General features: G+C 44.4%; 20 protein-coding genes and 15 tRNA genes. 6 read left to right on the top strand and 29 right to left on the bottom strand.

Annotated elements, in window-relative coordinates; genetic code table 11:
- Positions 1-9: 9 nt before the first annotated feature.
- A complete protein-coding gene (locus AC0VYG_RS09900) occupies positions 10-810 on the bottom strand; it encodes an IclR family transcriptional regulator domain-containing protein (protein ID WP_475432114.1) in 801 nt (266 codons plus the stop codon).
- Between the two features lie 185 nt (positions 811-995).
- On the opposite strand from AC0VYG_RS09900, the gene AC0VYG_RS09895 reads away from it, so the two are divergent.
- Genes AC0VYG_RS09895 through AC0VYG_RS09880 form a run of 4 tightly spaced genes read left to right on the top strand, consistent with a single transcriptional unit; the run spans position 996 to position 4,624 of the window.
- Positions 996-1,811, top strand: coding sequence for a CoA transferase subunit A (locus AC0VYG_RS09895; protein WP_475432113.1), 816 nt, complete (start codon positions 996-998; stop codon positions 1,809-1,811).
- A 1-nt stretch (position 1,812) separates the two neighbouring features.
- A complete protein-coding gene (locus AC0VYG_RS09890) occupies positions 1,813-2,646 on the top strand; it encodes a CoA-transferase subunit beta (RefSeq protein ID WP_475432112.1) in 834 nt (277 codons plus the stop codon).
- Complete coding sequence (gene pcaF, locus AC0VYG_RS09885) at positions 2,643-3,854, top strand: 3-oxoadipyl-CoA thiolase (RefSeq protein WP_475432111.1); 1,212 nt, start codon at positions 2,643-2,645, stop codon at positions 3,852-3,854. The genes AC0VYG_RS09890 and pcaF overlap by 4 nt, the downstream gene beginning before the upstream one ends.
- Positions 3,854-4,624 carry an alpha/beta fold hydrolase gene (locus tag AC0VYG_RS09880; protein WP_475432110.1) on the top strand — a complete coding sequence of 257 codons (771 nt, stop codon included), beginning with the start codon at positions 3,854-3,856 and terminating at the stop codon, positions 4,622-4,624. The genes pcaF and AC0VYG_RS09880 overlap by 1 nt, the downstream gene beginning before the upstream one ends.
- A 168-nt stretch (positions 4,625-4,792) precedes the next feature.
- Here the strand turns inward: AC0VYG_RS09880 and AC0VYG_RS09875 are convergent, their stop codons facing one another.
- The 6 genes from AC0VYG_RS09875 to AC0VYG_RS09850 all read right to left on the bottom strand — a co-directional run bounded on the left by AC0VYG_RS09875 (position 4,793) and on the right by AC0VYG_RS09850 (position 9,684).
- Positions 4,793-5,296: a GNAT family N-acetyltransferase gene (locus tag AC0VYG_RS09875; RefSeq protein WP_475432109.1), complete on the bottom strand. Its 504-nt coding sequence runs from the start codon at positions 5,294-5,296 to the stop codon at positions 4,793-4,795.
- 110 nt (positions 5,297-5,406) lie between these two features.
- The gene (locus AC0VYG_RS09870; RefSeq protein WP_475432108.1) at positions 5,407-5,709 is read right to left on the bottom strand and encodes a DsrE family protein; all 303 of its coding nucleotides are present in this window, start codon (positions 5,707-5,709) and stop codon (positions 5,407-5,409) included.
- Between the two features lie 37 nt (positions 5,710-5,746).
- A complete protein-coding gene (locus AC0VYG_RS09865; RefSeq protein ID WP_475432107.1) occupies positions 5,747-6,478 on the bottom strand; it encodes an ABC transporter ATP-binding protein in 732 nt (243 codons plus the stop codon).
- The gene (locus tag AC0VYG_RS09860; RefSeq protein WP_475432106.1) at positions 6,463-7,245 is read right to left on the bottom strand and encodes an ABC transporter permease; all 783 of its coding nucleotides are present in this window, start codon (positions 7,243-7,245) and stop codon (positions 6,463-6,465) included. Before AC0VYG_RS09860 ends, AC0VYG_RS09865 begins: the two co-directional genes overlap by 16 nt.
- A gap of 9 nt (positions 7,246-7,254) precedes the next feature.
- Positions 7,255-8,274 carry an ABC transporter substrate-binding protein gene (locus AC0VYG_RS09855; RefSeq protein ID WP_475432105.1) on the bottom strand — a complete coding sequence of 340 codons (1,020 nt, stop codon included), beginning with the start codon at positions 8,272-8,274 and terminating at the stop codon, positions 7,255-7,257.
- 231 nt (positions 8,275-8,505) lie between these two features.
- On the bottom strand, positions 8,506-9,684 hold the full coding sequence (locus tag AC0VYG_RS09850; RefSeq protein ID WP_475432104.1) for a BaiN/RdsA family NAD(P)/FAD-dependent oxidoreductase: 1,179 nt from the start codon (positions 9,682-9,684) through the stop codon (positions 8,506-8,508).
- Between the two features lie 367 nt (positions 9,685-10,051).
- Here AC0VYG_RS09850 and AC0VYG_RS09845 point away from each other — a divergent pair, with 367 nt between their 5' ends.
- Entirely contained in the window at positions 10,052-10,636 is a 585-nt protein-coding gene (locus tag AC0VYG_RS09845; protein WP_475432103.1) for a hypothetical protein, read from the top strand.
- A gap of 345 nt (positions 10,637-10,981) precedes the next feature.
- On the top strand, positions 10,982-13,270 hold the full coding sequence (locus AC0VYG_RS09840; protein ID WP_475432102.1) for an EAL domain-containing protein: 2,289 nt from the start codon (positions 10,982-10,984) through the stop codon (positions 13,268-13,270).
- 199 nt (positions 13,271-13,469) lie between these two features.
- Here the strand turns inward: AC0VYG_RS09840 and AC0VYG_RS09835 are convergent, their stop codons facing one another.
- The 22 genes from AC0VYG_RS09835 to infC all read right to left on the bottom strand — a co-directional run bounded on the left by AC0VYG_RS09835 (position 13,470) and on the right by infC (position 22,876).
- The gene (locus AC0VYG_RS09835) at positions 13,470-14,819 is read right to left on the bottom strand and encodes an OmpP1/FadL family transporter (RefSeq protein ID WP_475432101.1); all 1,350 of its coding nucleotides are present in this window, start codon (positions 14,817-14,819) and stop codon (positions 13,470-13,472) included.
- A 403-nt stretch (positions 14,820-15,222) separates the two neighbouring features.
- Positions 15,223-15,299: transfer RNA gene (locus tag AC0VYG_RS09830), tRNA-Asp, on the bottom strand.
- 34 nt (positions 15,300-15,333) lie between these two features.
- Positions 15,334-15,409, bottom strand: a tRNA-Val gene (locus AC0VYG_RS09825).
- A 326-nt stretch (positions 15,410-15,735) separates the two neighbouring features.
- Positions 15,736-15,812, bottom strand: a tRNA-Asp gene (locus AC0VYG_RS09820).
- A gap of 34 nt (positions 15,813-15,846) precedes the next feature.
- Positions 15,847-15,922: transfer RNA gene (locus tag AC0VYG_RS09815), tRNA-Val, on the bottom strand.
- Between the two features lie 47 nt (positions 15,923-15,969).
- Positions 15,970-16,046 (bottom strand) — tRNA-Asp (locus AC0VYG_RS09810).
- 33 nt (positions 16,047-16,079) lie between these two features.
- A tRNA-Val gene (locus AC0VYG_RS09805) sits at positions 16,080-16,155 on the bottom strand.
- Positions 16,156-16,202: 47 nt separating this feature from the next.
- A tRNA-Asp gene (locus tag AC0VYG_RS09800) sits at positions 16,203-16,279 on the bottom strand.
- 34 nt (positions 16,280-16,313) lie between these two features.
- Positions 16,314-16,389: transfer RNA gene (locus tag AC0VYG_RS09795), tRNA-Val, on the bottom strand.
- 140 nt (positions 16,390-16,529) lie between these two features.
- Positions 16,530-16,606 (bottom strand) — tRNA-Asp (locus AC0VYG_RS09790).
- Positions 16,607-16,640: 34 nt separating this feature from the next.
- Positions 16,641-16,716 (bottom strand) — tRNA-Val (locus AC0VYG_RS09785).
- 218 nt (positions 16,717-16,934) lie between these two features.
- A tRNA-Thr gene (locus tag AC0VYG_RS09780) sits at positions 16,935-17,010 on the bottom strand.
- 45 nt (positions 17,011-17,055) lie between these two features.
- Positions 17,056-17,131 (bottom strand) — tRNA-Thr (locus AC0VYG_RS09775).
- A gap of 44 nt (positions 17,132-17,175) precedes the next feature.
- Positions 17,176-17,251 (bottom strand) — tRNA-Thr (locus tag AC0VYG_RS09770).
- A 52-nt stretch (positions 17,252-17,303) separates the two neighbouring features.
- Positions 17,304-17,379, bottom strand: a tRNA-Thr gene (locus tag AC0VYG_RS09765).
- A gap of 12 nt (positions 17,380-17,391) precedes the next feature.
- Positions 17,392-17,468 (bottom strand) — tRNA-Pro (locus AC0VYG_RS09760).
- A 344-nt stretch (positions 17,469-17,812) separates the two neighbouring features.
- Positions 17,813-18,109, bottom strand: coding sequence for an integration host factor subunit alpha (locus tag AC0VYG_RS09755; protein WP_067016604.1), 297 nt, complete (start codon positions 18,107-18,109; stop codon positions 17,813-17,815).
- Positions 18,110-18,113: 4 nt separating this feature from the next.
- The gene (pheT, locus tag AC0VYG_RS09750; RefSeq protein WP_475432100.1) at positions 18,114-20,498 is read right to left on the bottom strand and encodes a phenylalanine--tRNA ligase subunit beta; all 2,385 of its coding nucleotides are present in this window, start codon (positions 20,496-20,498) and stop codon (positions 18,114-18,116) included.
- A gap of 22 nt (positions 20,499-20,520) precedes the next feature.
- Positions 20,521-21,516, bottom strand: coding sequence for a phenylalanine--tRNA ligase subunit alpha (pheS, locus tag AC0VYG_RS09745; RefSeq protein WP_067016600.1), 996 nt, complete (start codon positions 21,514-21,516; stop codon positions 20,521-20,523).
- A gap of 128 nt (positions 21,517-21,644) precedes the next feature.
- A complete protein-coding gene (rplT, locus tag AC0VYG_RS09740) occupies positions 21,645-22,001 on the bottom strand; it encodes a 50S ribosomal protein L20 (RefSeq protein WP_067016598.1) in 357 nt (118 codons plus the stop codon).
- A gap of 51 nt (positions 22,002-22,052) precedes the next feature.
- A complete protein-coding gene (gene rpmI, locus AC0VYG_RS09735) occupies positions 22,053-22,247 on the bottom strand; it encodes a 50S ribosomal protein L35 (RefSeq protein ID WP_067343164.1) in 195 nt (64 codons plus the stop codon).
- Between the two features lie 95 nt (positions 22,248-22,342).
- Complete coding sequence (gene infC, locus AC0VYG_RS09730; RefSeq protein WP_067016596.1) at positions 22,343-22,876, bottom strand: translation initiation factor IF-3; 534 nt, start codon at positions 22,874-22,876, stop codon at positions 22,343-22,345.
- Positions 22,877-22,899 lie beyond the last annotated feature (23 nt).

Genomic DNA, 22,899 nt, shown 5'->3' with positions numbered 1-22,899 from the left:
ACGGCAAGGTTATTTTGTATGCAGGCGAATCTGTTCTGCTGCCTCCTGCAACACAGGTAAGTATTCTTCTATCAGGGTTTGATGACTTACCCGCGATGCATTGGTACTCAGATTAATGGCCCCCAGCAACGCGCCATCGAAAGTGAACGCAGGCACCGCCAAGGAGCGTAAGCCAAGATCCAATTCTTGATCCACTATACAATAGTTTTGCTCGCCGACCTGAACAAGCATTTGCTCAAAAGCAGACTTATCGACAATGCTATGCGGGGTATAGGCGTGAAGGAACACATTGTTGAGCCAGTCTTTTTGTTCTTCAAACGGTAATCTTGAAACCAATATCCGACCCATGGAAGTATATGCCGCAGGCAACCGTGTCCCAGCACTTAATGTTATCGACATCAAACGGTGGGCTGCTGGCGAACGCACCACATACATGATGTCTTGTTGATCCAACACAGCTAAAGACGAAGATTCCCCCAGTCGCGCGGTAATGTCATGTAGATAATGCTCAACCACATTGAGATGGTCGTTACTGACGTTATAAGCGTAACTGAGTGCTAACACTTTGGGCGTTAACGTGAACTTCCGCCCTTCTCGCTTAATGTACCCAAGAGCGTGCAGAGTCAGTAAAAAACGTCGGGCTTTGGCTCTATCCATACCAGTTTGCTCAGCCACTTCGGACAGAGTCATCTCTTTATGCTGCGGATCAAATGCCATAATGACGTCCAACCCTGATGCCAATGCCCCGACATAGTCACGATGATCCGGTGACAGTTTTTCCTCACTCATACCCTGTTTACTCATAGCCATTAATAATCCCGCCATTATTTATGATTCGTTACGGGCTCGCTAGAGGGAAGAGGCTTTTCATCGCATTTTTTATCTAAATCAAGAGAAAAAAGACAAATACAAAATTTTAACTTGACCACTAATCTTGGATTGATTTATCTTGTTCGTATTGCAAACTTAAATTCGTATAACGAACAGGATACATTATGACTAAGTTTATGACACTGAAAGACGCTGTCGCGACCTATGTAAAAGATGGTGACACCATTTCGCTTGAAGGGTTTACTCACCTCATTCCTTTCGCGGCAGGGCATGAAATCATCCGTCAGAAAAGACGCAACCTGTCTCTAATTCGTATGACTCCCGATCTCATTTATGACCAATTAGTGGGTGCCGGTTGCGTTCGGAAATTGACCTTCTCTTGGGGTGGAAACCCTGGTGTTGGCTCCCTTCACCGCGTTCGTGATGCCATAGAACATGATTACCCTTGCAAGCTAGAAACGGTTGAGCATAGCCATGCTGCTATGGCAAATGCCTATGAAGCCGGGGCTGCTGGCCTACCGCTGGCGGTTTTTCGTGGTTATGTAGGCAGTGAGTTACCCCTCGTCAATAAAGAAATAGCCACCATAACCTGCCCTTTTACAGGCGAGCAGTTGGCTGCCATTCCTGCCATTAGACCCGATGTGGGCATTATTCATGCTCAAAGAGCAGACCGCGCTGGCAATGTGCTTATCGAGGGGATTGTTGGTGTGCAGAAAGAAGTTGTCCTGTCTGCCAAACGAAGCATTGTCACAGTAGAAGAAATTGTCGATGACTTAGATGTCACACCAAATGCCTGCGTTTTACCAGCCTGGACAATTGACGCGATAGCCGTCGCACCTGAAGGCGCAAAACCCTCTTATACGCTCGGCTATTACGACAGAGACAACAATTATTACAAACAATGGGATCACATCAGTCGCGATAGAGACAGCTTCAACCAATGGTTGGAATCCCATGTGTTTGGCCAAGGAGACGTTTAATATGACAACGCATCAAGATACCACTCAATACACTTCTTCTGAAATGATGACCATCACAGCGGCACGTGCCCTAACCAATAACACCACCTGCTTTGTGGGGATTGGTTTACCTAGCGAGGCTGCCAACGTAGCACGTTTGACTCATGCGCCTGATGTGACCTTGATCTACGAATCAGGCACCTTGCAAACCAAACCGGATGTGTTGCCTTTGTCCATTGGCGATGGAGAACTATGCGAATCCGCTCTCACCACCGTCTCTGTGCCAGAAATGTTCCGTTATTGGCTACAAGGTGGACACATCGATGTTGGCTTTTTAGGCACCGCGCAGATAGACCGTTTTGCTAATTTGAATACCACGGTGATTGCAGCCAATCATCCTGAAAGCGGCAAAAATGGTGCTCACAGTTATGCCAACCCAAAAGTTCGTTTACCGGGTGGTGGTGGTGCCCCTGAAATATCCACCAATGCCAAAGAAGTCTTTATTACCGTGAAACACTCAAAACGTACCTTTGTAAAAGACGTAGACTTCATCACCACGATAGGTTTTGGTCGTGATGGCAAAGGCCGCGATAACTTACCGACTATTGGTCGTGGACCAAGTGTGGTAATTACAGATTTATGTATTTTAAAACCCGACCCAGCAACCAAGGAGCTGATTGTCACTAGCTTACATCCTGGTACAACAAAACAAGACGTTATTGAAGCGACGGGGTGGGAAATTAAATTTGCGGACTCTCTTGAGACCACACCAGCACCAAACGAAAAAGAGCTGCAGGTATTACGCGAATTAAAAGCCCGAACTGAAAAAGCACACAGTGCACAGGAGGCAAAATGAGCTCTGTTTACATCTGTCACCCTAAACGCTCTGCCATTGGCCGTTACGCCGGATCTCTTGCGGCTGTTCGTCCAGACGACATGCTAGCTCAAGTCATTCAAGCAGTACTCAAAGATGCCCCAGACCTTGATCCAGCCGCCATTGATGATGCAATTTTTGGCTGTGCCAATCAATCAGGTGAAGACAATCGTAACGTGGCACGCATGGCAACCCTATTGTCTGGTATACCCTATAGCGTATCTGCGACGACTATGAACCGCTTATGTGGATCAGGAATGGACGCTATTGGTACCGCATTCCGAGCCATACAAGCGGGTGAAGCAGAATTGATGTTAGCCGGTGGTGTTGAATCCATGTCTCGCGCGCCGTTTGTAATGGGGAAGCCCAATACCGCCTTCGATAGACAGCAAAAATTAGAAGACACCACCATGGGCTGGCGCTTTATCAACCCCGTCTTAAAATCCATGTATGGCACGGAATCCATGCCAGAAACGGCGGAAAATATTGCCGAACGCTACAAGATAGCTCGCGAACAGCAAGATGCATTCGCTTTGCGCTCTCAACAAAAAGCCAAAGCAGCACAGGAAGAAGGCCGCTTTGCTGAAGAAATCACCCCTATTACGATCCAGCCAAAACGTGGCAATCCAATAGTCGTCGATCAAGACGAACATTTACGTCCTAATACCACACTAGAAGATTTAGCAAAACTGAGAGCACCGTTTCGGGACAATGGCTCAGTGACAGCAGGCAATGCATCCGGTATAAACGACGGTGCCGCTGCTATGTTGATTGCAAGTAAAGCAGCCGTTGAAAGCCACAAATTAGACCCATTAGCGAAAATCATCGCGATGGCAACAGCAGGCGTTGAACCCAGTGTAATGGGCATGGGACCGGTTCCCGCCGTACAGAAATTACTAAAACGTACCGGCCTTTCTCTCGACGACATGGATGTGATCGAATTAAATGAAGCCTTTGCTGTACAAGGGTTAGCCTGTATACAAGAACTGGGACTTTCCCCAGAAGATGAACGTATTAATCCAAATGGTGGCGCGATTGCTCTCGGGCACCCATTAGGTATGTCAGGTGCTCGTCTATTACAATCTGCTGCTATGCAGTTAAAACGTACTGGTGGACGCTATGCAATGTGTACCATGTGTATTGGCGTCGGACAAGGCATTGCTATGCTAATCGAACGGAGCGACATTTAATGAAGAAGCTATTTTTTACACTTGAAGGCGACAGTAATAAGCCCACTATTGTGCTTGGTCACCCTTTGGGCATGAACAGCCGAGTTTGGGATGGTATTGTCCCAGAGTTATTGAAACAATTTCGAGTCGTTCGCTGGGATCTTCCGGGTCATGGACTAAGCGACGCACTTGATCCAAGCACTTCCCCATTAACAGCAAATGCCTTGATCAATCCATTAATTGAAAAATGTGATGAACTTGGTATCAAGCAGTTTCACTATGTGGGAACCTCCATTGGCGGCATGATTGGCCAACAACTGGTAACCCAATACCCTGAGCGTTTATTAAGCGCCACCTTAACCAACACGGGGGCAAAAATTGGCAGCAAAGAGGCGTGGCTAACTCGCCAAAAAGATGTCATGGCTCAGGGATTAGAAAGTATGGCGGCTACCTTAGTGTTACGCTGGTTTAGTGAAAACAGCGTGCAAACCAACCCAACCTTAGCAAGCTACTGGCAGGAGCAACTCGCCAAGGTAGACGACTTCAGCTATGGCGCACTCTGTGCCTGGCTTGGCAATATGGATCTCACCGATGAACTAGGGCCAACATCACTTCCGGTACAGTTAATCTGTGGTGAAAAAGACGTCGCCACCACACCGGAGTTGATGGAAACACTTGCTTCGTTACTTCAGGTTAACAAGCTAGAAACAATAGAGAAGATTGGCCATGTACCATCGGTAGAATCTCCTGTTCAATTTTTAGCTCTGCTTAAAAGCTTTATTCATAAATGATATTTTTGTTGAATCAAGGGCATTCATCCTCATGCCCTTGATTCGACAACTACATTTTACTCACCGTGGCGAATAACAAACCATTCACCGCCGGACATTTTGAACATCAATAAAAAAACCACTTCACCTTAAGAGCCACTGGCTTATTACTATCAGTAGATTGTTTTGTCACAGACTATGGTGATATTCAATACAATCCACAAAAGCCCCTTTGATCACCGCATAATCTTCATGGGTCTTTATTGGTAAAAAGCCGTTGTGCTGTAGGACTTTCTGCGAAGCGATATTATCAGCAGAGACATAGGCTATTAAGGTTTTTAGATTCAAGTAGGCGATTTGTGCAATCAACTCTTTTACGGCTTGTTTTGCAAGCCCTCGATTAGTAAAAGCTTCTCCTATTCGATAGCCTAAATAAGCAGATCGATCCTGCATATCAATGTCCCTAAGGTTAATCCGCCCGACTATCTCATCGCCACCATCCACTATCAGCATAGGAAGCATCTCTTGGCTTCGATACAAGGAGAGGCATTTAGCAATATGCTCGCTCACGCCATCGACACTATAAAACGCTACAGCCCTCGGATCTATATAGGACTCAAACCATCGCCTATTGTCTATTTCAAACGACAACAAGCAATGTACATCGGCTTCAGATAACAAACGTAGTACCATAGGCTCTTACCTAAATTTAACTTTTAGAACATGCTCCTGAAAAAATACATCGTTTTATCGATCCTTCCTCGAAGCACATTGCTAGTCATTTATAAGAAATAGCAAAACGTTTAGGCTCGGATGTAAGACCAACCTTTTAACTGCTGTTGCGCTAGGTACTGTACAGCAGCATCCACTTCCTTAACTTGGGGTTGGGCAGTCAGTCCCTGAGCATGCAGACTATTACGACAAAGCACCAATCGACTCAGAATATCCTCGTCATTCAAGGTGACTGCCGACGCCGTAGCAGGGCCATTTACGACGATTTCAACTTGAGCTTCCGGTTCTAATTTAAGCAAATTACGAGCGTTGTTCTGCGCTCGCTTCAAAGCATCCAAAGTTGGTGCGTGGATCAATAACTGAGTGACTGCCATCACGGTATCCTTCTAAAATGAAAGTGTCTTTCTAAAATTAAAGTGTATTCGCGATATCTTGAGCCAATTTTTGTAACGCATCGGAACCTCGACGACGAGGACGGGGCAGTTCAATACGTTGATCTAATACAATATTTGCAGGCGAGCCAGATAACACGACCACTCGATCTGCTAAATATACAGCTTCTTCAATGTCATGGGTGATAAACATCACCGCTTTACGTGTTTTTTCCCAAATTGCCAACAACTGATCTTGCAAATGTTGACGAGTGATAGCATCTACCGCACTGAACGGCTCATCCATTAATAACAAATGAGGTTTGACAGCTAATGCTCTGGCAATCCCGCCACGCTGAACTTGCCCACCAGATAATTGGTGCGGCCAGCGATCCGCCAATTCTTCCAGTCGAGCCAGTTTTAGCACATCATCCACTCGGGCACGCTTTTCTTCTGCCGTCAGATTAAGCCCTTTTAGGCCATAGGCAACATTACTGCGTAATCGACGCCAAGGCATCAAGCGACCATCTTGAAACACAATACCGCGAGAACGTCGGGTATCATTCTCCTCAACATTGAGTGAGATAGTGCCGTGGCTCGCCTTAGCAAGGCCTGCTACACAACGAAGTAGAGTCGATTTGCCGACACCAGAACCTCCCACAACCGCAATGAATTCATCTTTTTCGACCCGAAGATCCAAATCAGCAAATACGGGGTTTGGATTGTTACCATAGTGATAACTCAGACGATCAATATTTAGGATGGGCGCCATTTCAACACTCGCTTTTCAATCAAACCAAACAGTGTATCGCTCAGGGTGTAAACCAGAGAAATAACCAGCATGTAAACCACAACAACGTTGTAAGCTCCTACACCAGCAGCCGAATTCATTTCCTGCCCCATACCGGGAACCCCCAGTAATTCAGCAGCGATTAGCGTCATCCAAGCTTGTCCAATACCAGTGCGAATACCTGAAAAAATACCAGTAGCGGCACCAGGCAAGGTTACTTGAAGCGCCTGACGTAAATGACCATTTTGACCAAACGCATTGGCCAATTCGTAAAAGCGAGGGTCCACATTACGTACCGCTGAATACGTCGCAAAGTAGTTCACCCAGAACACGCCAATGGCAATAACAAACGCCGCCCCAGCATGGCTAACTTTGAACCAGGCAATAGCAAAGACAACCCAAGCCAATGGTGGAATCGGCCGTAGAATACGTGCCAGCCAAGCGTGCAATGCGTCTAGCAATAATGAGGATGCGGTTAAGGTGCCCACCATGAAGCCAAGAAAGGTACCAATCGCCAAACCCCAACTATAGTGGATCAAGCTAGAAAGTACCGCTGGCAACAAGCGCCCAGAGGTCCACTCATCGGCCAACGCTTGCGGTAAACTAAATGGATCAGGTATCGTTCCCGGCGCCCCCCAGCCTGCCAATTGAGCGTATTTCCATAGCAATACAAACGCCGCAACCCCGATAAAACCCAGCAAAGCACGCCCCCATCGAGAGCGTGTTAAAAAGTCGGTCTTGAATACCATGAGGGGGTATTACTCCTTAGTTAACTCGTTATAGAAGCTAACATCAAACAAGGTTTTGAGGTTCACATTCACTTTAAGTGTGCCCTGACTGGCTTGAAAATCACGCATGGTACGGGTGCCATCGATGATCGCACTTGGATCGGCTTGGAAATGATCCGCTGAATGCTTCAAGGCCGTTAACACAATTTTTGCTGGTAGACGGCCACCACCGACATATTTGCCAACGGCTTTTACAGCCTTTTCTGGGTGGTTGCGTAATTCGTTGGTTGCCGCAATATGTGCTTTCACCAAAGCTTTCACCACTTCAGGGTGCTGCTTAATCAAAGATTCACGCACAACCAATACGGCACCTGGCTGGTGAGGAAACATAGCAGAACCAGACGCCACAACTTTCGCATCCGGCCTACGATCAAGTACGATACTGACCACGGGCTCTAAAATCGCCGCTCCGTCTACCGCATCTGTCATCAGTGACTGTTGAACCTGAGCAGCGCCTTGGTAAACAATATCGATGTTGGCCTTAATCTCATCACGACTCATGCCCAACTGTTTTTGCAACCAGTACTGCAACACGGTTTCTGGTACGGACCCACGAGGAAAAGTGGAAATAACCGCTTTACGCCCAGTCGCTGCCTTGAAGCGCGCAAACGCCGTTTTGGCATCACCATTTTTAAAATAAGGGGCTAACTTGCCCAAAGCCACCATACTGATCTGCTCAACAATATCAGAAGCGACCACTTTGATATCCGCCCCTTTAGCACGCGCAACCATCGCCGGCCCAATACCGAGATACGCAACGTCTAACTGCCCAGCCAACAATGCCTGTACAATCGCAGGGCCATTTTGAAATTGATACAACTTAGGGTCATTAACGCCTGCCTTCTTTAAGGCATCACTTTCCAAAACAACAAATGCTTGGGAAACCGGAATAATGGGCATATAGCCAATTTCAAGGGGCTTGTTTGCAGCGGACACTAAACTACTCCAGCCACACAACACCAAAGCAATCAGAGTCACTAATCGACGCATGGACGCTCTCCAGATAATTAAGAATTGGCTGTGGATTATATATAAACTAAAAGAATATTAAAAATGAAATAAAGATCATTTCGAACTAAAGAAAATCAAAAAGTAACTAAGACAAGCCAAAATTGAAATAATATACATAAATATCAATTAGATAGAGTTTTTCTTGTTTTTGATCGCACCCGGCAAGAAATGCCTATAGTCGATATTCCAGTGGGGGTGCCGGAATACCAGTCAAACATACTGTCCAGCGCAATAACCACTTGCCCAAGCCCACTGGAAATTGTAACCACCCAGCCAGCCTGTAACATCGAGCACTTCCCCTATAAAATAAAGCCCTTTTTGTTTTTGTGACTCAAAGGTTTTGGATGAAACCTCATTAGTGTTCACGCCGCCCAGAGTCACTTCGGCAGTGCGGTAGCCTTCTGTGCCATTGGGTGCAATATCAAAATTTGCCAAATACTCGAACAAACTGTCGATTTGATCATTGGAAATTTGCGCGCTGCGTTCATTCAACCAAGGAAATTCAGCTTTCATCAACTCCACCAAACGTTTTGGCAACAAGTTCGATAAAACACCTTCGTAGCTTTTCTTTGGTGTGTTTTGGCGGACAGCAAGTAAATCATCTAACGATAAGCTTGGCGCAATATTAATACTTAGCGCCTCGCCGGGTTGCCAGAAGTTGGTAATTTGCAGAATCGATGGGCCACTCACACCGCGATGTGTGAATAACATAGGCTCTTGGAAAGTGATGCCATTGGCGGTGGCTGCAATATCACAGGCGATGCCAGACAATTCGGCAAATTGTGCTTTGCGTTCTGGCTGTACAGTAATTGGTACTAAACTGGCCCTAGTAGGCAGAATCTCATGACCGACTTGTTTGGCAATCTCATAGCCAAATCCTGTTGCCCCCATAGTGGGAATGGACAGGCCACCCGTCGCGATAACCAAAGAGTCACATGTGATATCACCTTGATTGGTTTTGAGTATCGTATGTCCGTCTTGAAAATCAATATGATGGATGTTGGTATTGAGCTTAAGTTCTGCACCAGACCATTCAATCTCTGTCAGTAAGATTTCGAGCAAGTCTTTAGCAGAATGTTTACAGAATAATTGTCCTGGGGCTTTTTCCACATAATCCAGACCATGACGGTCAACCAAATCAACAAAGTCTTGAGAAGAAAACCGACGTAACGCCGAAATACAAAAATGTGGGTTATCGGATAAGAAGTGTTTGGGTGCCGCATCCATATTGGTAAAGTTGCAACGTCCACCACCTGACATGAGGATTTTTTTTCCTGCTCTATTGGCGTGATCCAGCACCAGTACTCGCTTACCTCGGTACGCCGCCGTCGCGGCACACATTAACCCAGATGCCCCCGCCCCGATGATCACTACATCTCGTTTATCCACACTTAGCCTCTCTCATTTTTGTTGGCATGCATTATAAAGATTGGCCTTAATATTGCCATTAAATCTGCATTTCGAGAGAAAGTTGCTCTTTTCCTAACCATCAAATCAAAAACGAATCAGTCTATTTATATTGTCCACAGAATCCGTGAAGAAGGCTGTGGGAATCATCAATAATTTTTTTATATTCAATGACTTACTCAAAATCAAACATTATTTTAAGTAATTTTATTTCTTTTGATTTATCAAGGGGTTTGCACTGATTCGCATAAAATTTGAACGAAATATCACTTAATAGTATACATCTTTACTGTTTTTATATACAGTACTGTATAAACAAACAGTTAATTGATTTCTTGAGGTTGTGGATATGATTGGCATTACAAAACCAAGACACTACTTTAATCAGCTTATCATTGGCACTTTAGCCCTACTCGCACTCTATGCGCCGACGAAGGATCTAATCTCTTATCTTAATGGACTTTTTCAACACAAAAATATTGAGATCGTCGAAGCGTCCTTTGGTGCAAACATGCCTTGGCAAACCCAAGGCATGAGCTACGTAAAAGTCGCCCAAGAGATCAGACCTAGTTTTTCCAAATCCCAAATTATTTATACGCGATTGCGTTTAGATAACCCGACCTCTCAACCACAAACCTATCGCAAGATTTGGCTCAACTTTAACCATAGCAATGGCTCTCGGGAGTATACGACGGATTACACCTTATATAATGCAGAAACCCGTCAGCGACTCATCGGGCAAAGCGTACAAGTGGGGCCACACTCCAGTGTTGACGTTATCGCAGCATATCGTTTTATTCCAAGTTACCGTCACCAAGCTCCCTCTTCCATGAGTGTCTCTTGGGAAGGAAAAGACCTTATACGCGAAAATGCCTGCGATTATGATTTAAAAAACTTAATGACGAACAACTTTCATACTCAGTGTAGCCAGTAGAGGCTTTTCTGACCGTTTAGACCTTTAACAAGAGAGGACTTTCCTCAAGCTCTCTCTTAATTGGCTCATTACGTTCCTTCCCTAGTCATATAGATTTTGAGGCATACTGACGATAGCTGTAGGTAAAGATCGGCTATTGGCAAAGCACTACTCGCTCGGTTTTCAGCGTTATTCATAAAAAGCGCGTCCCATAAGACCTCCATCATAAGAAAATACCATTCATTACAAGCATAGTTTCCAAAAAAATACAGTTATAAACAAAAAACATGATAGTCATTAGGCTCTTTTTTCGGTAGCCTCTAATCTTGTTTAGTAACCCCTTCCATCTGTATATGAAGTTAATCGATGTTAATTGACTTTTTGAAAGCTTTTTTTCTAATTGAACCTGAAAATCAGCAACAGCATAGCAAGATAACGTTTCAGCAGAGCGCCCTTAAAATTCTGATCGTTGTGACACTATTAGTGTTCTTGTTTGTTGAAATAAATGGTCTGCTTATTCCGGAGTTTGAAGGAAAAACGTTTTTCCTTACCATCAATAGCAGCTACGTAGCCATCTTAATTGGATTGCTGGTATATTGTCGGCGCTATACCTTTACTGTTTCAGTACTGTATTTAATCGTCATGATAACCACAGGCATTTTGCTTATCACGATGACAACGAATACCAATGCCATAAAGTATGGACTGCTTTCACTCTACTCTTTGCCCCTAATAGCCCGCTTATTCTTTAATTTCCGTACCACATTAGCCATAAGTATTGCCAATATTGGCTCTTTTTACTTAGCTGTACATATGTCACACTCTTTGGAGCAAACGAGCGACACTATACTGCCTGAATTTACTTCGTTCTATTTTCAGCTGCTGACGTTTGCCACCCTCAATTTTGGCTTACCATTTGCGGTGTCGCGAATGGTTTATACGCTCGAAAGCAATACCACGCATTTAGAATCCTTGTATCGCAAACTCAACCTTAACAACACTCTATATGAAGAGATTTTCGAGCATACCGGAACACCAACCATGCTCTGCAATAAGGCTGGAAAAATTCTAAAGGTGAACGAACTGGCAAGACAGTTACTCTCCCACTCAGAAAGCCAACGAAATAAAATAGAAAACAGCCTAGTACAGCACTGGCTGACACCCACCGAAGACCGTTCTGAACGCTACTTTTGGCAATCGAACACTAGGGAATGCTCACTGAAAGCCAATTCTAATACGCTAATTGAAATGCATAGAGTCAGCCTGACGAATCATGGTCACTATATCCTGCATTTACAAGATATTTCGCAGATTAAAGCCTTAAAACAGCAACTGGAAAGCTCTCAACAAACCAACTCCCGATTAACAAATTTTGATACCCTCACGTTGCTACCAAATGTGAAGTTCTTTTGTCAGCAGGTAAATAACAAGCTAGCATTCGAAATAACCCATTATTCTGGCGCCATGATCATTATTCGCATTAGCCAGTTTAAGTTGCTTAATAAGCAATATGGCAAAGACAACGCCAATCGCCTCATCTTAAGTTTCGCCAAAATCCTCAAAAACAAGCTCTCAGATCAAACCTTTATCTGCCGTCTTCGAGGCGTAAAGTTCGCCTGCTTTGTCCCTCTTGGACAAACCTATTTAATCAAACGAAATCTATCCGCTCTGATTCAATCTACCCTACCAGATCAAATAAAAATGGATGGCAACCTATTAAATATGGATTATCAAGTGGGTGTTTCTTATTATCAAACCGATGGAAACAGCGCGGAAGAATTGCTTGATCGCTGCGAAATGGCGTTGGAATACTCATCCAACGCTGATCGAATTTCTTATTACAACAACCAGCTTGAAGACAAATTAGTAGAAGAACATCAGCTTGGACTTGAATTAAGTAACGCCATAAAATGCAACAACGTTGTTTTATGGTTACAGCCTCAAATTGGACGGGATGGCTACATCTGTTCCTTTGAAGCATTGGCTCGCTGGCAAAAAGCAGACGGCAGTTTTGTCTCCCCTATGACGTTTATCTATTTAGCAGAAAAGCTGGGGCTTCTACCCACTCTTGCAGAAAACTTACTTCGCTCTCTCATCCCAATTTTATCCGAGTGGCATAAAGAAAAAATCTACACGCCCATCGCTTTCAATTTAGCAGGCCAAGAATTAATGAATGATGTGTTTTTTGCTCATCTAATGTCTTTATCTGCGGACCATCCTTGGCTTGGTAAAATGCTTGAATTGGAAATTACTGAAACCAGCGCTGTAATGACTCATCCGATTGTCCACAAACGTCTCAAAGCCCTATCGCAGTACGGTTTTATTATTGCCATTGATGATTTTGGTACGGGCCTCGCTTCATTAGGGCAATTAATCGACATTCCCGCCAAAATCTTGAAAATAGACCGACGCTTTGTATCGCCCTTACCTGACGACCAACGACACCTAGATATTGTTAAGTCAACCATTCAACTTGCTCAATCACTTAATATGAAAGTCATCGCAGAGGGCATAGAGAGCAAAGAACAAGCAGATACACTTATCGATTTGGGCTGTCATATCATGCAAGGCTACTATTTTGGCAAGCCTGCTCCCATGACAGAATGGACAGAAAACAACCACGCCAAAGCAAAACATTTAAGACTGGTTCGCTAATAACAACATAAGGGGTTATCCTCCAAAGATTTTATCTGGTATAACCGCCTTAATTTTCCATGATACAGGAAAAAGAAACAAAAAAGCCTGAGCATTATTAATACTCAGGCTTTGATCATCTTATTTCTCAACCTATCATCATTAAGGGTAAAACTCGTAAAAAGCTGAAAATAGAAAGCTTTGAACGGTTATCTAACACCTAGAACGCTTTCGTATAAGCCAAGGAAACCACATTTGCTGAAGAGTCATAATCGGCTTTATAGGTCCCTCTTGAAGCATCTTCTGGCAAACTACCATCACGATTCACACTCACATTCTCTATAGCGACATGGGTATAAGCAAAGGAAGCGGAGCTGGAATCATCAATGTGATACGTCGCGCCCACGGAGTACCACTTACGATTACCATCTGGCGTTCTTGCTGAACGGTATTTATCTGTCACAGGTGTGTTATCCATAGCAATACCAGTGCGCAATGTCCAAGCTTCGGAATAATCGTAAGTTAAACCTGCTGAATACATCCACTCATCATCAAAGCCAAAAGTGAGGACGGAGTTAGGCTGATTACTACCAAACTTAATGTTAAGACCATCCTTCATTGAACTCCAACCTGTGTGTATTGCACTTAAGCCAAGACGCAGTTTATTCGTTAAGGTTTGATCCAAACTGATGGTTAGCACATCAGGAAATTTAAGGCTATCTTCAGCGCTTGTATTTACCAACTGATAGCCCGCTCCCAGTTTAGCAAGACCTTGGTTTACCCCAGCAACATTGTCGTACTTAACCCCACCTTTGAAATCAAATTTCACTTTGCTTCGATAACCGATACCGATACGGGTTCCTTTAATGGGCTCCATTAACACCCCCAAACTGAACCCATATCCGGTTGCCGCAGCCTTAATCTTACCCAGCCCTTCACCTCCAGCATAAGGGTTAGCTGTTCCCACTGCAGAGGCTAACACAACATGAGCACGATGGACTTGCACACTGGCACCAGCAGAAAACCAATCATTTACTCTATGAGCGACGGAAAAAGCTAAAGCAATGTCTTTTAAAGACGTTTCAGTCGCATGGAAACGGCCTGGCCAAGTATTACCATAGTCCCCAGACAACCCAAAGGGCGCATTTAAAGAGACCCCAGCCACCGTGCCTTCAGACAAAGGCATCGCATAATAGAAAGCAGGAATAAGAGCATTATCGACAGAATTAGTGTTTGACGTTGAAGAGGTTGCTAAATTTGTTGGTCCACCTACTTTAGCAGGAGCCGCATCCTTTGCCTGAATATTCGTTACGTCCATTTTTGGCATAACATACGCGCCCGATACATAAAAGGTATTTTTCTTAGCATTCAGAAAAAGGGCGGGGTTCCAGTAACTAAAAGAAATGTCTTCACCAGAAGCTGCAGCACCAGCTAAAGCATTTCCTGATGCCGTCGTACTATGATCATTTAAAGCAAAGCCCGCTGAGTAAGCGCTAGAAGCCGACGCTACCGCCAAAGCGACCACACTTGCTTTAAATAAAACGCAAGAACGAGTTGATAAGGTTGTCATATTAAGCTCCATTTTTTATTTTTATTGGTGAATCTTTAGGGAAATTTGACAAATCCCCCTATACGGTCTGAGTATAGTACTCCTCGACATGATATTACCAGTAGGCATCACGACTTTATTTGAATATTTACAAAAAACATTTCATAAAAATGCGCTCACTGCACAAGACGCAGCAAGTTTGCTTCAGATGACAATCTATATGTCATTGAAGTCGAAAATTAAAAACTATTAAAGTGGTTTTTTTTATAAAATTTAATAATAGAGAAGACCAATAATGATAAACTGAATTATTGAAAACAGTGAAAAAATAGAAAGACTGAAAAATGATATTGCTAGAGAAAGGAGATATTTAGTTATCTATCTAAGAGGCTATTGATAGATTTTGATTTTTACTAGATGAAAATGGCGGAATGGACGGGACTCGAACCCGCGACCCCCTGCGTGACAGGCAGGTATTCTAACCAACTGAACTACCACTCCGTTGTTATAAGCTGTTTAGCCACTGTCTTATAAGTGGTGGGTGTGGAGAGGTTCGAACTCCCGACATTCGCCTTGTAAGGGCGACGCTCTCCCAACTGAGCTACACACCCAATCAACATTTTACATCTGGTCGATGTGGAGTTCGTGAACTCCCACTGATATGCGCCTTGTTAAGATCAATTTCCCAACTAAGCTACACACCCAATCAACATTTTACATCTGTTCGATGTGGAGTTCGTGAACTCCCACTGATATGCGCCTTGTTAAGATCAATTTCCCAACTAAGCTACACACCCAATCAACATTTTACATCTGTTCGATGTGGAGTTAGTGAACTCCCACTGATATGCGCCTTGTTAAGATCAATTTCCCAACTGAGCTACACACCTATCATAATGATGGTACTGCTACCAACTTACTTCTCATCAAAAGTAAGTGGCGGAATGGACGGGACTCGAACCCGCGACCCCCTGCGTGACAGGCAGGTATTCTAACCAACTGAACTACCACTCCGTTGTCATAAGCTGTTTAACCACTGTCTTATAAGTGGTGGGTGTGGAGAGGTTCGAACTCCCGACATTCGCCTTGTAAGGGCGACGCTCTCCCAACTGAGCTACACACCCATCATAATGATAGTTTTACTTGCAACTTACTTCTCATCAAAAGTAAGTGGCGGAATGGACGGGACTCGAACCCGCGACCCCCTGCGTGACAGGCAGGTATTCTAACCAACTGAACTACCACTCCGTTTCATAGGTTGTTTAGCCACTTCCCTATAAGTGGTGGGTGTGGAGAGGTTCGAACTCCCGACATTCGCCTTGTAAGGGCGACGCTCTCCCAACTGAGCTACACACCCATCATAATGATAGTTTTACTTGCAACTTACTTCTCATCAAAAGTAATTGGCGGAATGGACGGGACTCGAACCCGCGACCCCCTGCGTGACAGGCAGGTATTCTAACCAACTGAACTACCACTCCGTTTTCATAAGCTGTTTAACCACTGTCTTATAAGTGGTGGGTGTGGAGAGGTTCGAACTCCCGACATTCGCCTTGTAAGGGCGACGCTCTCCCAACTGAGCTACACACCCAATAACATTTTACATCTGTTCGATGTGGAGTTCTTAACTCCCACTGAATATGCGCCTTGTAAAGAAACATTTTCCCAACTGAGCTACACACCCATCATAATGATAGTTTTACTTGCAACTTACTTCTCATTAAAAGTAAGTGGCGGAATGGACGGGACTCGAACCCGCGACCCCCTGCGTGACAGGCAGGTATTCTAACCAACTGAACTACCACTCCGTTGTTATAAGCTGTTTAGCCACTGTCTTATAAGTGGTGGGTGTGGAGAGGTTCGAACTCCCGACATTCGCCTTGTAAGGGCGACGCTCTCCCAACTGAGCTACACACCCAATCAACATTTTACATCTGTTCGATGCGGAGTTCTTGAACTCCCACTGATATGCGCCTTGTAAGGAAATATTTTCCAAACTGAGCTACACACCCAATCAACATTTTACATCTGTTCGATGTGGAGCTCTTAACTCCCTCTGATATGCGCTTTATTAAGATCAATCTCTTAACTGAGCTACATAACCATTTTTAACACTTCCATCCCTTTTGATAAGGATGGTGCCGCCACCAAGAGTCGAACTCGGGACCCTCTGATTACAAGTCAGATGCTCTACCAACTGAGCTATAGCGGCTTAGTGCCAAAACAATTTTTTAATTTACAAACCGAAGCAAGTAAATGGTGCCGCCACCAAGAGTCGAACTCGGGACCCTCTGATTACAAGTCAGATGCTCTACCAACTGAGCTATAGCGGCATAATACATACGCGCAGTTTACTTTTAAGTACTTCTATAAGAAGTGGTGCCGCCACCAAGAGTCGAACTCGGGACCCTCTGATTACAAGTCAGATGCTCTACCAACTGAGCTATAGCGGCTTTAATAAAAGCAAATTGTATTCTTACTCTCAAAGAGAGCTTTGACCAAAATTGGTGCCGCCACCAAGAGTCGAACTCGGGACCCTCTGATTACAAGTCAGATGCTCTACCAACTGAGCTATAGCGGCAAACTCAAATTATGGTCGGGACGGCAGGATTTGAACCTGCGACCACTAGCACCCCATGCTAGTGCGCTACCAGGCTGCGCTACGCCCCGAAACTGACAACTGAAAAGTAAAACTCTGTCCGTGTCAGCGGGTGCGTATATTACTATAACGAATTGAAAAGGGAAGAGTTTTATTCAGTTTTTTTAAAAATTAATCACGACCTGAGCCTTTACAGCAAAAATTGCTTAGCTATTGATCTAAATATACTTATAACCGAGCAAATAACCACCCACTCTTTAGAACTGCACGACTCTCTTAGAAGAAGTAAGGCAAACAAAAAAGCCATCCTTAGTGCTAAGAATGGCTTTCTATCCAACAACCAACTTGTGCCAACCGACTCAGCAACAGAAAGTGGTTATTAATAAAGGTAACTCAGTACATTGCCTAAGCAAGGTTACTCATGCATGTAATCTTCTACCTTTGACTTAAGTTTTTGCCCAGGACGAAAAGTCACAACAGTCCGTGCGGTAATAGGAATCTCCTCCCCCGTTTTGGGGTTGCGACCAGGACGCTGACTCTTCTCGCGCACCTCAAAGTTACCAAATCCAGACAACTTTACCTGCTGTCTTTCAACCAGCGACTCACGAATGACATCAAAAAAACCTTCGACAAGATCTTTTGCATCTTTCTTAGACAAACCGATAGAGTCTACCAAGTTCTCAGCAAGATCCGCTTTAGTCAACGATCCCATAACACTACCCCCTTACAACAGCACTAAGCTCTTCTGATAATGCAGCAACAACCTTTTCAACAGAATTGTTCACTTCTTCATCACTAAGAGTGTGTGAAGGATGCTGCCACGTCAACCCCAAAGCAACACTTTTTTTCGTTTCATCAATGCCTTGCCCCTGATAAACATCAAAAACTAAGACATTTTTGAAGGCATCTCCAGCCGATGAACGAATCACCTTCTCTAAATCACTTACAGGTACGGAACGATCTACCAATAACGCCAAATCGCGACGCACTTCTGGAAACTTAGAAATTGCTTCATATTCTGGTAAACGCGCATTGAGTACTGCTTCTAAGGCAATATCAAACACGTAGAGCGACTGATTAGCCCCGAGCGACTTCGCAAGTTGTGGATGCAACTCACCCATGAGACCAACAAAACGACCATCAACAAAAATATCCGCCGAGCGGCCTGGGTGCAGAAATTCGCAAGCAGAGCGTTCATAAGTGGGTTTTACACCATTATTCAAAGCAAAGATCATTTCTACATGGGCTTTAAGGTCGTAAAAATCCACCTTTTCCCCATTATGATACCAAGCCTCACCATCACGAGACCCTGCCAACAATCCTGCAATCTGTAACTGTTGATCCAGTTCCGCCAACGCGTCAACCGACCCAATAAATCGACGCCCTGTTTCAAACAAGCGGACACGAGACTGTTGACGGTTTTGGTTATACAGATACGCCTTAACCAACCCAGGCACCAAACTTGGACGCATAACGCCCATATCGGCAGATATCGGATTAGCCAATGGCACTGGCTCAATATTTGGCAAGAACTGCTTACTTAACACAGGGTCAATAAAACTATACGTAACAGCTTCTTGATAGCCCTGCGAGACCAATACAGAACGCAACAATTGTATTTGCGTTTTTGATTCGGACAAAGGCGTGAAGTTTACCGCCGCCTTAGGCATGGAAGAAGGAAGATTATCATACCCATAGATACGAGCAATTTCTTCGATCAAATCCGCTTCGATAGCGATATCAAAACGATGAGACGGCACTTTCGTTGTCCACGCATCATCCGTCACGTCTATCATTTCCAAACCTAAACGGGTCAAAATATCCGTTACCAGCGCTTTTTCGATAGACATAGCTAGATATTGATCTAACTTCTTACGACGTAAAACCACCGTCTCTGCTTTTGGTAAAGAAGCCTCATTAACGGCATGAACAATTGGCCCTACTTGACCGCCAGCAATTTGCAACACTAGCGCCGTCGCACGCTCAATCGCCTTCTCTTGCAATGTTGCATCCACACCACGTTCAAAACGATGAGAAGACTCTGTATGTAAGCCATAAGAACGCGCCTTACCCGCCAAAGCAAGTGGCGCAAAGAATGCACTTTCCAAGAAGATATCTTTTGTCTCTGAGTTGACGCCAGAGCCTTCACCTCCCATCACACCGGCAATGGCCAACGGCGCCTTCTCATCCGCAATCACCATGGTGTCGTCACGCAACGTCACTTCCTGACCATCAAGCAAGACGATTTTTTCGTCTTTATTCGCCATACGCACCACAATTGAACCGGACAAATTCGCCAAATCAAAAGCATGCATCGGCTGCCCCAATTCCAACATGACATAATTCGTAATGTCGACGATCGGATCAATCGAGCGAATACCACTGCGACGCAATTTCTCTACCATCCATAGAGGTGTAGCCGCTGACACATCAACACCGCGAATAACTCGACCCAAATAACGAGGGCAAGCGTCTGTGACGTCGACACGAACGGGAAATACATCATCAATGGCTACTGCAGCGGGAGCAATCTCAACGGGTGTTAAATCTATTTTATTTAAGACGCCAACTTCGCGAGCCAAACCAGCGACACTTAGACAATCACTGCGGTTGGGCGTTAAATCGACATCAATAATCTGATCATCCAAGCCTAAGAAAGCACGAAAATCTTGCCCTGTCACAGCGGAATCAGGCAACTCCATGATGCCATCATGGTCATCACTCACCCCCAACTCAGAGGCAGAACACAACATGCCGAACGATTCAACTTGGCGCAGTTTGGCTTTTTTGATTTTAAAATCGGCACCAAGCACAGCACCAATTTTAGCAAATGGAACTTTAATGCCCGGGCGTGCATTGGGCGCACCGCACACCACCTGAAACTGCTCAGCACCGTCAGACACCTGACAAACTTGCAATTTATCAGCATTAGGATGAGGCTCAGCGCTCATAATTTCACCCACTACCACACCGGAAAACGCGGCTGCAGCAGGCAACACTTCATCCACTTCAAGGCCAGCCATAGTAATCTGGGCCACCAAATCATCACTACTGATATTTGGATTGACCCACTCTCTTAGCCAATTCTCACTAAATTTCATATAAACATCCTAGATCGACTGGTTACTTGAACTGTTTAAGGAAGCGTAAATCGTTCTCAAAAAACATACGAAGATCATCTACCTTGTACCGCAGCATGGCAAAACGCTCAACGCCCATTCCAAAAGCAAATCCCGTGTACTTCTCTGAGTCAATTCCTGACATTTCAAGCACTTTTGGATGAACCATGCCACAACCCAACACTTCCAACCAAGACTCTTCACCTTTGCTATTAGTGCGCATAATATCCACTTCAATAGATGGCTCAGTAAATGGAAAATAGCTAGGACGAAAACGCACTTTAAGGTCATCTTCGAAAAAGACATTCAAAAACTGTTGCAATATGCCTTTTAAATCTGCGAACGAAATATTTTCATCGATCAACAAGCCTTCCACCTGATGAAACATAGGCGTATGCGTCTGATCCGAATCACAGCGATAAACACGACCAGGACAAATAATACGGATCGGTGGCTGAGTATTTTCCATAGTACGTACTTGAACAGGTGATGTATGGGTTCTAAGCACGGTAGTAGGATTGAAGTAGAAGGTATCTTGCATTGCCCGAGCAGGATGATGCGCCGGAATGTTCAAAGCTTCAAAGTTATGGTAATCATCTTCGATTTCTGGACCGGCAGCCACATCGAAGCCAATACCACGAAAAAAGGTTTCAATTCGTTCCATAGTACGCGTCACTGGGTGCAACCCACCCACTTCTTGACCCTTACCAGATAACGAAATATCAATGGTTTCAGTCGCAAGTTTGGCATCAAGTGCCGCCTTTGCTAACGAACTCTTACGCTCAGTAATTTTTTCCTGAACTTGGCTTTTTGCCTCATTAACCATTTGACCAAACTTTGGTCTATCCTCTGCAGAAACATGACCAAGCTGTTTCAACAAAGCCGTAAGAGCGCCCTTCTTACCCAAATAATGCACACGTACATCATCCAGTGCGGACTCACTCTCAGATGCAGCCACTGCGCTTAGCGCATCAGCAAGAATCTGCTTTAGGTTCTCCATTTATACACTCCAAAAAATAAAATAGGGGAAGAACCATTGGCTCTTCCCCTATCAAAGACTGCATTGAGTAACTCGATCTATTAAGACAGAATCTTTCAAGACTGAATCACCCTAGGGCTACGTCAGAATTAAGCCAAGCTTGCTTTCGCTTTAGTAACGATAGCAGCAAAAACTTCTTTCTCGTACACAGCAAGATCAGCCAATACTTTACGGTCAATTTCAATGGCCGCTTTTTTCAAGCCAGCGATGAAACGGCTGTAAGACAAACCGTTGATACGTGCAGCAGCGTTAATACGAGCAATCCACAAAGCGCGGAATTGACGTTTACGCTGACGACGGTCACGGTACTGATACTGACCTGCTTTGATAACAGCTTGTTTCGCTACACGAAATACACGACTACGTGCACCGTAGTAACCTTTAGCTTGCTTTAAAATCTTCTTGTGACGGCGACGAGCCTGAACACCACGTTTTACGCGAGGCATAATATAAACCCTTTACTAGTGAAATGAATGAACTAAAAAATAAATCTAAACTTAGATGTAAGGCAACATGCGTACAATTAACGCTTTGTCGCTCTGCGCGATCTGGTTCATAGAACGAAGATGACGCTTACGCTTAGTCGATTTCTTAGTCAAAATGTGACTAGTATGAGACTGTTTATGTTTAAAACCATTCGCGGTACGTTTGAAGCGCTTAGACGCGCCACTGTGTGACTTAATTTTGGACATGATAAAACCACTCTCGCATTCGTTAATGTTAATGTAATTTCTTAATAATATGGTCTTTTAAAAAGCCTAAGCTTTTCTTAGAACATTATTTAAAATTACTTCTTCTTTTTGGGGCCTAGCACCATCGTCAATTGACGACCTTCCATTTTCGCGGCTTGTTCTACTACACCATATTCCTCTAAGTCTTGAGCGACTCGATTCATAAGCTGCATGCCAAGCTCTTGATGGGCCATTTCACGACCGCGATATCGTAGTGATACCTTGGCCTTATCCCCGCCTTCAAGGAAACGTATCAGGTTGCGGAGTTTTACCTGATAATCCCCTTCCTCCGTCCCTGGACGGAATTTCATTTCTTTAACTTGGATCTGCTTAGCATTTTTCTTTTGAGCGGCTTTCGCTTTTTTTGCCTCAAAAATATGCTTACCGTAGTCCATGATTTTGCAAACAATTGGATCTGAATCAGCAATTTGCACTAGATCTAAAGAAGCGTCCTGCGCAGCTTTTAGTGCCTCGTCTAGCGAGACAACGCCAACTTGTTCGCCATCGGCTGCGATTAAACGCACTTCGTTAGCTCGGATGTTTTCGTTGATTAAAGGACGCTGCTTACTGGCACTACGTCCACGATTCATATTACCTTTTATAGCTATATCTC

The sequence above is a fragment of the Marinomonas sp. 63XJN7_7_ISO-PGPR-S23-202 genome (assembly GCF_056173505.1).
Note: the sequence above shows the minus strand (reverse complement) of the source record. Positions and strands in the feature narration are given on the sequence as shown.

What these genes read in the sequence shown, in the direction of transcription:
- AC0VYG_RS09900 (WP_475432114.1), bottom strand. Translation starts at nt 810, where the DNA reads ATGGCTATGAGTAAACAGGGTATGAGTGAGGAAAAACTGTCACCGGAT.
- AC0VYG_RS09895 (WP_475432113.1), top strand. Translation starts at nt 996, where the DNA reads ATGACTAAGTTTATGACACTGAAAGACGCTGTCGCGACCTATGTAAAA.
- AC0VYG_RS09890 (WP_475432112.1), top strand. Translation starts at nt 1,813, where the DNA reads ATGACAACGCATCAAGATACCACTCAATACACTTCTTCTGAAATGATG.
- pcaF (WP_475432111.1), top strand. Translation starts at nt 2,643, where the DNA reads ATGAGCTCTGTTTACATCTGTCACCCTAAACGCTCTGCCATTGGCCGT.
- AC0VYG_RS09880 (WP_475432110.1), top strand. Translation starts at nt 3,854, where the DNA reads ATGAAGAAGCTATTTTTTACACTTGAAGGCGACAGTAATAAGCCCACT.
- AC0VYG_RS09875 (WP_475432109.1), bottom strand. Translation starts at nt 5,296, where the DNA reads ATGGTACTACGTTTGTTATCTGAAGCCGATGTACATTGCTTGTTGTCG.
- AC0VYG_RS09870 (WP_475432108.1), bottom strand. Translation starts at nt 5,709, where the DNA reads ATGGCAGTCACTCAGTTATTGATCCACGCACCAACTTTGGATGCTTTG.
- AC0VYG_RS09865 (WP_475432107.1), bottom strand. Translation starts at nt 6,478, where the DNA reads ATGGCGCCCATCCTAAATATTGATCGTCTGAGTTATCACTATGGTAAC.
- AC0VYG_RS09860 (WP_475432106.1), bottom strand. Translation starts at nt 7,245, where the DNA reads ATGGTATTCAAGACCGACTTTTTAACACGCTCTCGATGGGGGCGTGCT.
- AC0VYG_RS09855 (WP_475432105.1), bottom strand. Translation starts at nt 8,274, where the DNA reads ATGCGTCGATTAGTGACTCTGATTGCTTTGGTGTTGTGTGGCTGGAGT.
- AC0VYG_RS09845 (WP_475432103.1), top strand. Translation starts at nt 10,052, where the DNA reads ATGATTGGCATTACAAAACCAAGACACTACTTTAATCAGCTTATCATT.
- AC0VYG_RS09840 (WP_475432102.1), top strand. Translation starts at nt 10,982, where the DNA reads ATGTTAATTGACTTTTTGAAAGCTTTTTTTCTAATTGAACCTGAAAAT.
- AC0VYG_RS09835 (WP_475432101.1), bottom strand. Translation starts at nt 14,819, where the DNA reads ATGACAACCTTATCAACTCGTTCTTGCGTTTTATTTAAAGCAAGTGTG.
- AC0VYG_RS09755 (WP_067016604.1), bottom strand. Translation starts at nt 18,109, where the DNA reads ATGGGATCGTTGACTAAAGCGGATCTTGCTGAGAACTTGGTAGACTCT.
- pheT (WP_475432100.1), bottom strand. Translation starts at nt 20,498, where the DNA reads ATGAAATTTAGTGAGAATTGGCTAAGAGAGTGGGTCAATCCAAATATC.
- pheS (WP_067016600.1), bottom strand. Translation starts at nt 21,516, where the DNA reads ATGGAGAACCTAAAGCAGATTCTTGCTGATGCGCTAAGCGCAGTGGCT.
- rplT (WP_067016598.1), bottom strand. Translation starts at nt 22,001, where the DNA reads ATGCCTCGCGTAAAACGTGGTGTTCAGGCTCGTCGCCGTCACAAGAAG.
- rpmI (WP_067343164.1), bottom strand. Translation starts at nt 22,247, where the DNA reads ATGTCCAAAATTAAGTCACACAGTGGCGCGTCTAAGCGCTTCAAACGT.
- infC (WP_067016596.1), bottom strand. Translation starts at nt 22,876, where the DNA reads ATGAATCGTGGACGTAGTGCCAGTAAGCAGCGTCCTTTAATCAACGAA.